7 protein-coding genes are annotated in these 7,947 nt (G+C 68.3%); 4 read left to right on the top strand and 3 right to left on the bottom strand.

From position 1 onward, the window contains the following. Positions 1 to 338: 338 nt before the first annotated feature. Positions 339 to 1,319: a recombinase family protein gene (locus ACIPEK_RS40545; protein ID WP_402007130.1), complete on the top strand. Its 981-nt coding sequence runs from the start codon at positions 339 to 341 to the stop codon at positions 1,317 to 1,319. A 176-nt stretch (positions 1,320 to 1,495) separates the two neighbouring features. Here the strand turns inward: ACIPEK_RS40545 and ACIPEK_RS40540 are convergent, their stop codons facing one another. The 3 genes from ACIPEK_RS40540 to abc-f form a co-directional block, all read right to left on the bottom strand. Continuing rightward, positions 1,496 to 2,692, bottom strand: coding sequence for a macrolide family glycosyltransferase (locus tag ACIPEK_RS40540; protein ID WP_402007128.1), 1,197 nt, complete (start codon positions 2,690 to 2,692; stop codon positions 1,496 to 1,498). A 62-nt stretch (positions 2,693 to 2,754) separates the two neighbouring features. Next, complete coding sequence (locus ACIPEK_RS40535) at positions 2,755 to 3,408, bottom strand: CatB-related O-acetyltransferase (protein WP_402007126.1); 654 nt, start codon at positions 3,406 to 3,408, stop codon at positions 2,755 to 2,757. A 48-nt stretch (positions 3,409 to 3,456) separates the two neighbouring features. Continuing rightward, complete coding sequence (gene abc-f / locus ACIPEK_RS40530; RefSeq protein ID WP_402007124.1) at positions 3,457 to 5,076, bottom strand: ribosomal protection-like ABC-F family protein; 1,620 nt, start codon at positions 5,074 to 5,076, stop codon at positions 3,457 to 3,459. A 154-nt stretch (positions 5,077 to 5,230) separates the two neighbouring features. On the opposite strand from abc-f, the gene ACIPEK_RS40525 reads away from it, so the two are divergent. From ACIPEK_RS40525 to ACIPEK_RS40515, 3 genes are all read left to right on the top strand, one after another. Beyond that, positions 5,231 to 5,884 carry a TetR/AcrR family transcriptional regulator gene (locus ACIPEK_RS40525; RefSeq protein WP_402007123.1) on the top strand — a complete coding sequence of 218 codons (654 nt, stop codon included), beginning with the start codon at positions 5,231 to 5,233 and terminating at the stop codon, positions 5,882 to 5,884. A gap of 439 nt (positions 5,885 to 6,323) precedes the next feature. Further along, positions 6,324 to 7,196 (top strand): recombinase family protein, encoded by an 873-nt coding sequence (locus ACIPEK_RS40520; RefSeq protein ID WP_402007121.1) that lies wholly within the window; start codon positions 6,324 to 6,326, stop codon positions 7,194 to 7,196. Between the two features lie 106 nt (positions 7,197 to 7,302). Continuing rightward, positions 7,303 to 7,899: a hypothetical protein gene (locus tag ACIPEK_RS40515; protein WP_402007119.1), complete on the top strand. Its 597-nt coding sequence runs from the start codon at positions 7,303 to 7,305 to the stop codon at positions 7,897 to 7,899. Positions 7,900 to 7,947 lie beyond the last annotated feature (48 nt).

Here is a 7,947-nt window from a genome sequence, read left to right as displayed (position 1 = left end):
AACGTCCCGCTTCGCGGGACGTTCCCGAAAACCAGGACCAACCCCTACGAACCAGCCCCGCCAGGCTTGACGAAACAGATAGGGGCACCCCCCCCTTCCCGCGCGAAGACCACCACCGCGTCAGCATCGGTACACCGCTCCATCACTCACCAAATCCAGCGCGATCTACGCCGGGGACGAAGCATTGAGTCATTCTCACAAACGACCCTTTGCCCGAGCAGGATCAAAAAGGGCCGGATGGAGGCCGCCAAGAAGCGGATCGACTCTCAGAACCCGTTCGCACGCAAAGGTGACAGGAGAGGGGTTCTGAGACTTGCGTTGTACGAAAATCTGGGTCCATGACGGCCCCTCAAGAAACTTCCGCCGGACCTGAGTCCGAAGCCGACCTCGTCGAGCGCCATCCGTGCCCGAAGTGCAAGGCCGCCCCCGGGTCGCCGTGCCGCTCGCGCAGTGGGGCAGTCACGAGCGCCTACCACACCAGCCGCTTCACCAAGGTGCCGAAGCTGGCGAAGGAACTGCGGGTGCCGACCCCGGCCAACCGAGGGCCGGGGCAGCCCTGGCGTCCCGGCAAGTCGGTGCCCGGGGCCGTCGATCCCAGTCCGCCGAGCGCGGACATCCGCATCGGGTACGCCCGTTGCTCGCACCTCAGCCAGGAGCTCGACTCGCAGCTGGACGCGCTCGCCAAGCACGGCATCAGCAGAGACAAGATCTTCAGCGAGAAGATCACCACCCGGATCAAGGTCCGCCCGCAGTTCGAGGAGGCGCTGAGGACCGCCCGGGAGGTCAAGGCCCATGCCCCGCACTGCCGGGTCATCTTCACCGTGTTCGAGATGAAGAGACTCGGACGGGACGCGGCAGAGCTCACCGCCCTCGCGGACCATCTGACCGAGCACGCCCTGATGCTGGAGATGCTCGCCGGGCCGCTGCCCGGCATCTACGACCCCACCGGCCCCGGCAAGCTGCTGTTCGGCTTCTTCGCCGCGATGGCGGAGACGGAGCGGGAGAACATCCGCGAATCGACGCTGGAGGGGCTGGAGACCGCGGCCCGCAAGGGCAAGTACGGCGGCCGGCCCCCGGTCATCACCGACGACATGTTGCACACAGTCCTGCGGCGCCGCTCGGGCGGCGAGTCCGTCGAGCAGATCCAGCCCGACCTGATCACCCCCCCCACCGGCAAGCGCAAGGGACGGAACCCCTCGGTCGCGAGCACCTACCGGGCGCTCGCCGAGCACGAGAAGACCCAGGCGTACCCGGAGGCAGTCGAGACGGCACACGCCGACTTCACCGCCCTTCAGCAGCGAGACCGCAGCCCCGTGTAGTCACTCAGCGCTACATGTCCGTTTGCCGTAGCTATACGAGAACAGGGCCGACTACGAGCGCGAACTCGCCCAGCTCGACGACCTGGGCCACCCGCCACTGCGGACCGTGGACACGGACGACCCCGAAGCCGGGCTGTAGAACAGCAGTCGGCCCCTGCTTGCAGCTACAACGCCAGTCAGCCCGCCGGTCCGTCAGCGATGGCCAGCATGTTCTCAATGAGGTTGGCGGCGCGCGGGGTGCCGCCCTCGGCCCGGGCGTCGGCGCGCAACTGTGCCGATCGGCGGGCGACTTCCGTGTCGGTGACCAGTTCGTTCAGGGCCGCTCTCAGTGTCTTGGCAGTAGCGTCCGGGGTGTCGATGCGGCGAGCAACGCCCAGCTCCACGAGCTGGTCCGCGTTCACGAACTGTTCGGCGCCCTGCGGCACGGCGATCATCGGGACGCCCGCAAGGAGTCCTTCGCCGCAGCCGCCCATTCCGGCGTGGGTGACGAAGGCGTCCGCCTGCTCCAGGATCGCCCTCTGCGGGACCCAGGAATGCACCTCGACGTTGGGTGGGATGTCGCCGATTTCGTGCGGGTTGGTGTACTTGCCGATCTGGAGCACGATGTGCCAGCCGGGCAGGTTTCCGTAGGCCGCGACGCACTGGCGGTAGAACTCCGGCTGGCGCGTGTACGCCGAGCCCAGGGAGATCAACAGTACGTTCTCCGCGTCCGCCGGCCGTGTCCAGCTGCCCGCGTCCTCACGTGCGTCGAAGCAGGGCCCGACGAAGGTCACCGAATCGGTGTCGACCTTGTCGGCGTACGGCTGCATCGCCCGAGAGATCAGGGCCAGGGCCCGTGCGGGAGGACCGGAGAAGGCGTCCACGTCCGTGGTGGTCGCCCCGCAGTCGGCGAGCCAGTGTGCGAACCTTGCTCGGTACGCGTCGGCACCCGGCAACTTCCACAGGTGCGCCGCGACCTCCTCTTCATAGCCGTCCCAGGCTACGAACGTCGGGGACAACTGCATGAGGGGCCGGCCCTGCCCTTCGGCGAGGGCGCGCGCGGAGTAGGCGCCGATGTCGTACAGGTACAGGTCCGCCGGGGCGTGGTCGTAGACGGCGCGCAGCTGAGGGAGTGCCTGGATGGCGTCGTCGAGGAAAAGGTTCGCCGCGGCGATGGGGTCGTCGGGCCAGTTGTTGTCGGCAACCGGCAGCACGGAGGTGCAGGGCACCAGTTCGGCGCCGGTGTCCGCGATCCGGTCCGCCACGGCTGGGTCGTTGGCGTAGGTGACCCGGTGGCCGCGGGCCACCAGCTCGCGAATGATCTCTAGGCTCGGCAGGACGTGGCTGACGGCCGGGATGCCGACCATCGCGATGTGGGCACGGCGACGGGACATGGGCGATCACTCGTTTCGGGTGCGGGGTGGGCATGGGCGGGATCGAGGTGCATCCGTCGGTGTCACGGATGACGAGTGCGCGGGGCGGCTGCCGCCAGCTCGGCGACCGATCCCGACATGATCGTCCGTACGTGCTCGGTGATGTGATCTGCGGGCCAGTCCCACCAGGCGACGGCGAGGAGGCGGGCGACGTCCTCGGCGTCGTAGCGGGTGCGGATGAGTCGGGCAGGGTTGCCGCCGACAATGCCGTAGTCGGGTACGTCGCCTGTGACCACGGCGCCGGAGGCGATGATCGCGCCGTGGCCGATCCGAACGCCGGGCATGACCGTCGCGCTGTGGCCGAACCAGACGTCGTTGCCGACGACGGTGTCGCCCCGGCTGGGCAGGTTGGTGAGCAGGTCGAAGTGGTCGGTCCAGGAGCCGCCCATGGTGGGGAAGGGGAAGGTCGAGGGGCCGTCCATACGGTGGTTGGCGCCGTTCATGATGAATCGTGTTCCGGTGCCCAGCGCGCAGAATTTACCGATGACGAGTCTCTCGGGGCCGTAGTGGTAGAGGACGTTGTGCGTCTCGAACGCAGTAGGGTCGTTTGGGTCGTCGTAGTAGGAGTACTCGCCGACTTCGATCAGTGGCGACTTCACCAGCGGCTTGAGCAGCACCACCCGCTGCTGTTCGGGCATCGGGTGCAGGACAGTGGGGTCGGCGGGAGCAGTCGGCATCGTGAGTCGATTCCTCTCTGGAACGGGCGTAGGGGTCGGACAGGAACCTCAGCCTCTGATCACAGGCACTCGGGCGGCGCGCAGAGCCAGGTGGGTTCCTCTCCAGCGTCGCCGAAGCAACCGGTCGTGGCTGACGAGGACGACGGTGCCGGCGAAACCGGCCAAGGCGGTCTCCAGTTCCTCGGCAAGGGCTGGAGACAGGTGGTTGGTGGGCTCGTCGAGCAGCAGGATGTCCGCAGGCTGGCTGACCAACCGCGCCAGGGCGAGCCGCTGCCGCTGGCCGGTGGAGAGCCGCGTGACCGGCACCGCCAGCCGGGACCGGTCGAACAGCCCGAGGGCCAGAAGCCGTTCGGCGTGGTCGTCGGCTTCCCCCGCCCGCCCACGGGCGTAGGCGGCCAGGAGGGTCTCGTCCGCCGAACCGGGGTCCGGGTCCTGCGGGAGGTACCCGATCCGGCCGCGCCTGTTGACGTGCCCGCGGCCGGGGGCCAGGTCGCCGGCCAGGACGCGCAGCAGGGTGCTCTTGCCCGCGCCGTTCTCGCCCGTGACCAGCAGGCGCTCGCCCGCCCGGACTGTCAGATCGATCGGGTCGAGTCTGCCGGCGACAGCGACCCCGACGGCGTCGAGCACGGCGCCTTGCAGCTGTCCGGCGCGCAGCACAGGCGAGAAGTTCAAAGGCTCCGGCGGGGCCGGGACCGGGTCGGCCAACAGACGGCGCAGCCGTTCCTCGGCGTTGCGGACGCGGCTGGCCAGGGACTGCTGCACACGGGCACCGGCCTGGTTGTAGGCCAGTTTGTTGCCGTCCTTCATCGCCCGGCCGGGGGCCACCCGGCGGGCGGTACCCGAAGCCGAGTCGCGCACTCGGTCGACCTCGGCACGCCACCGGTCGTGGTGCTGCGCCCAGCGCCGCCGCGCCGCCGCCTTCTCCGCGAGGTAGCCGGCGTAGCCGTTGCCGTACCGGACGACGCTGCGTCGGTCCCCGTCCACCTCCAGCAGGCTTGTAGCGACGTGTTCGAGGAAGCCCCGATCGTGGGAAACAACCACTGTGGTGCCCCGCCGACTGTGCAGGTGCTCCTCCAGCCATACCAGGGCGGCCTCGTCCAGATGGTTGGTCGGCTCGTCCAGCAGCAGCGTCTCCGGGGCAGCTGCCAGCACCGCCGCCAGACGCAGCCGGACCTGTTCGCCGCCGGAGAGACTGCCCATGGCCGAGTCACGGCCCACCTGCCTCAGACCGAGGCCGTGCAGGGCACGTTCCAGCCGGGCATCGGCGTCGTAGCCGCCGCGCAGCTCGAAGGCCGAGACGGCCTCGCCGTACGCGTCGAGCGCCGACTCGTCACCGTCGGCCATCGCTGCCTCCAGGCGGCGCATCCGCGCTTCGATCGCACGAAGATCGCCCAGTGCCTGGTCGATGACCTGCTGGGCCGTCACATCTGCTGGCAGGCCCCCGTCTTGGGCGAGGTAGCCGACGCCACCGTCGGCCTGCAGGATGATCTCCCCCCGGTCGGGGCGCTCCCGCTTGGCAAGCAGCCGCAGCAGGGTGGTCTTGCCGGACCCGTTCTCGCCGACGATCCCGGTGCACTCACCCTTCGCGAGCGAACAGGTCACCGAGTCGAGAACGGGCCTGCCGTCGAAGAACTTGCTGACTGCGAGCGCGGTGATCTGTGTGGGCATACGAGCAACTCCAAAGCTGTCGGGAACGAAACGGTCGCCTGGGACCGCAAGGCCGGAAGAACGCTTCGGAAGAGCATCGGCAACTCCACTAGTGCGACAACTGTCACTTTAAGATGCTGTCATGATCTAGTCCCGCCGAGCAACCGGATTCCCGATGACAGACCCACCGGACAACCCGCCGGAACGTGCCCGCCCCACCGCACCGCCCGATCGCCGACCGGGCGGCCGCACCGCCCGCATCCGTGCCCAAGTACTCGACGCGGTGCGCGCCGAACTCGGTGAACACGGTTACGAGGGGCTCACGGTGGAGGGCGTCGCGGCCCGCGCCGGCGTGCACCGCGCCACGGTCTACCGGCGCTGGCAGGACGTCGGTGGCTTGCTCGCCGACGTCCTCGACGCAGCCGGCGAGGACGACTGGCAGCCTCCGAACACCGGTTCCCTGCACGGCGATCTGACAGCCCTCAACGACGAGATCCAGGAGTCCTTGGTCGCACAACCGTCGATCCCCGAAGCCCTGATGGCCGCCTCGTTCCGCTCCGCGCAAGCCGCCCACGCCCAGCAGCAGTTGTGGGAGGACCGGTACGCGCGCTGCGAGGTCCTCGTCGAGCGCGCCGTCGAACGTGGTGAACTCCCGCCACACACGGACGCGCGGCGTCTGCTGATCGCCGCCACCGCACCGCTCTACCACCAGCTAGTACTTCTGCGGACCGCTCCTGATCCGCAGTTGCCCGCTCACGCCGCGACCACAGCAACCCTGGCCGCCGCCGCCGGAGCGTTCACCCGCCCTGCGCAGGGCGAGGAATCCTGACGGCCGGCCTGCCCGGGCCGCAGCGCTGATCGAGCAGTGCGGCGGCTCAGGGCAGTCCGGAGACCGGGCGCCGGTGGACGGGGGCCTGGCCGCATTCACCAAGGAGTGGGCCGCAGGGGCTGCATCCGGTGCCCGGTGAGGTGCGGACGTCGATGCTGTCTGACATCAGGGCGGCAGCACCCGCAGTGATGCCTCCGTGCGGCAAAGCTCACCGGATCTGTCTCGCCAAGCACCTCATCTGAAGTGCTCAAGTGCCAACTGAAGCACCAGCTAGGTCTCATCCGGGTGACCGGCCGTGCCAGTCTGCGCGGTCGGTGTTTCATAGGTGGTCGCTCGTGAAACACGGCGACGCCCGGAGGTCCGCCTGCGGCGATCACGTTTCATGAGTTGTTGCAAACAGCTGGACATCTGAAACGCCCTCATGAAACGCTCCGAGGTCGTGAGCGACGACTTTAAGCGCGTGGAAGCGCACGCCTGCCCGATGTCCACCTGTGCCGCCCCGGCGGGCTCGCCCTGCCGCACCGGGAAGGGCAAGGTGGCCATCCAGTACCACACCGCCCGCTTCCGCCTCGTGCCCCAACTCGCCAAGGCCCTCAGCGTGCCGACCCCCGCCGTGCGCAAGCCAGGCTCGGTGTGGATCGAGCTCCCCCGGCCCATCAGCGCCGACGCCGAGCCGGCGGGGCATGTCCGTCTCGGGTACGCTCGCGCTTCGACCGCGCGGCAGTCCCTGGATGCGCAGCTCGACTCCCTCGCCGAGGCCGGGGTCACCCGCATCTTCTCGGAGAAGATCTCCACCCGCGCCACCAAGCGCCCCGAGTTGGAGGCCGCCGTCAAGCTCGCCGGGGAGATCCGCTCCTCCGGTGTCGCCGTCACCCTCGTCGTCCACGAACACAAGCGCCTCGGTCGCGGCATCGAACTCGCCATGCTCGCCGAGGAGCTGAAGGCGAGCGACGTCGGCTTGGAGTTCCTCACCGGGGAGCTGAAGGGCTCGCACGATCCCTCCGGCATCGTGTTCACCGTGCTCGCTGCCATGTCCGGCATGGAACGCGAGTACATCCGCGACCGCACTCTCGAAGGCCACGAATCCGCCCGCAAGCGCGGCAAAACCATCGGCGGCGCGGGCGTCACCGACGAGTCCATGCTGTCCATGGCCCTCCACCTGCGCGATCGGGAGATGAGCCTGCGCGACATCGCCAAACGGCTCGTCATCACCACAGGCGCGAAGAAGGGACAGCACCCCTCGCCCGCCACCGTCATGCGCATGCTGCGCGAACACGACGAGCAGACGGCCTTGATGGAACCCGCACGCTGACCACGCCTCAGCAGATGAGCCTCGCCGACCTCACAGATGCTGGTCATGCCCGCGTTGTCAGCGGCAGCTCATAGGGTGCGCTCACCATCTTGAAGGAGGAACTTCCGTGGGATTCTCGGGTCACCTGGTCTTTGCTCGCAGCGACCGCCCTCTACTGGAAGCTCCCGTGTTCGACAGCCTCGACGAAGAACTCAAGGCAACCATGCATACATGCGAGACACGGCCGGGCGGCTGGCAGACGCTTCAAATCGATTCGGGGACATGGGGCGACGCGGACCTGCCTGCCCTGGTTGAGTGGAGCAGGGTACCGGCCTGCGTCGCCGACATCTCCGACAGTTCCCTCGCTCTCGTGACCGGACTGGACACCACCGGACAGCGCTGGCAGGCCTGGCTCAACCTGGACATCGCCGCCAGGCTTCTGGCCGAGGAGCCTGAAGACCTCGAAGACCAACTCCTATGGCTGGACACCCCAGAGTTCCACGAAGCCGTCAGACACAAGCACGCCGAACTCGACGCCGAGATACCCACCGACGCCGAGGGTGCCATTGCCTGGGCCGCAGCCGCCAGCATCCCCGTCACGCCGGAGACAACCATGATTGAAGAACTGCTCCGCTCACACGAGGCCTTCGCAGAAGACCTCCTCAGCACGCTGCTCGACCAGCTGGGCTTTCCCCAAGCCACTCAGCCCTCACCTGAACCATAAGAAACGACGTCTAAGCCTTGATCCACCGATGAACAGCCGGTCCAGGGC

It is taken from the genome of Streptomyces sp. NPDC088246, from assembly GCF_044741025.1.
Taxonomy (GTDB): domain Bacteria; phylum Actinomycetota; class Actinomycetes; order Streptomycetales; family Streptomycetaceae; genus Streptomyces.
This window is presented reverse-complemented; position numbering and strand designations above follow the sequence as displayed.

What these genes read in the sequence shown, in the direction of transcription:
- ACIPEK_RS40545 (WP_402007130.1), top strand. Translation starts at nt 339, where the DNA reads ATGACGGCCCCTCAAGAAACTTCCGCCGGACCTGAGTCCGAAGCCGAC.
- ACIPEK_RS40540 (WP_402007128.1), bottom strand. Translation starts at nt 2,692, where the DNA reads ATGTCCCGTCGCCGTGCCCACATCGCGATGGTCGGCATCCCGGCCGTC.
- ACIPEK_RS40525 (WP_402007123.1), top strand. Translation starts at nt 5,231, where the DNA reads ATGACAGACCCACCGGACAACCCGCCGGAACGTGCCCGCCCCACCGCA.
- ACIPEK_RS40535 (WP_402007126.1), bottom strand. Translation starts at nt 3,408, where the DNA reads ATGCCGACTGCTCCCGCCGACCCCACTGTCCTGCACCCGATGCCCGAA.
- abc-f (WP_402007124.1), bottom strand. Translation starts at nt 5,076, where the DNA reads ATGCCCACACAGATCACCGCGCTCGCAGTCAGCAAGTTCTTCGACGGC.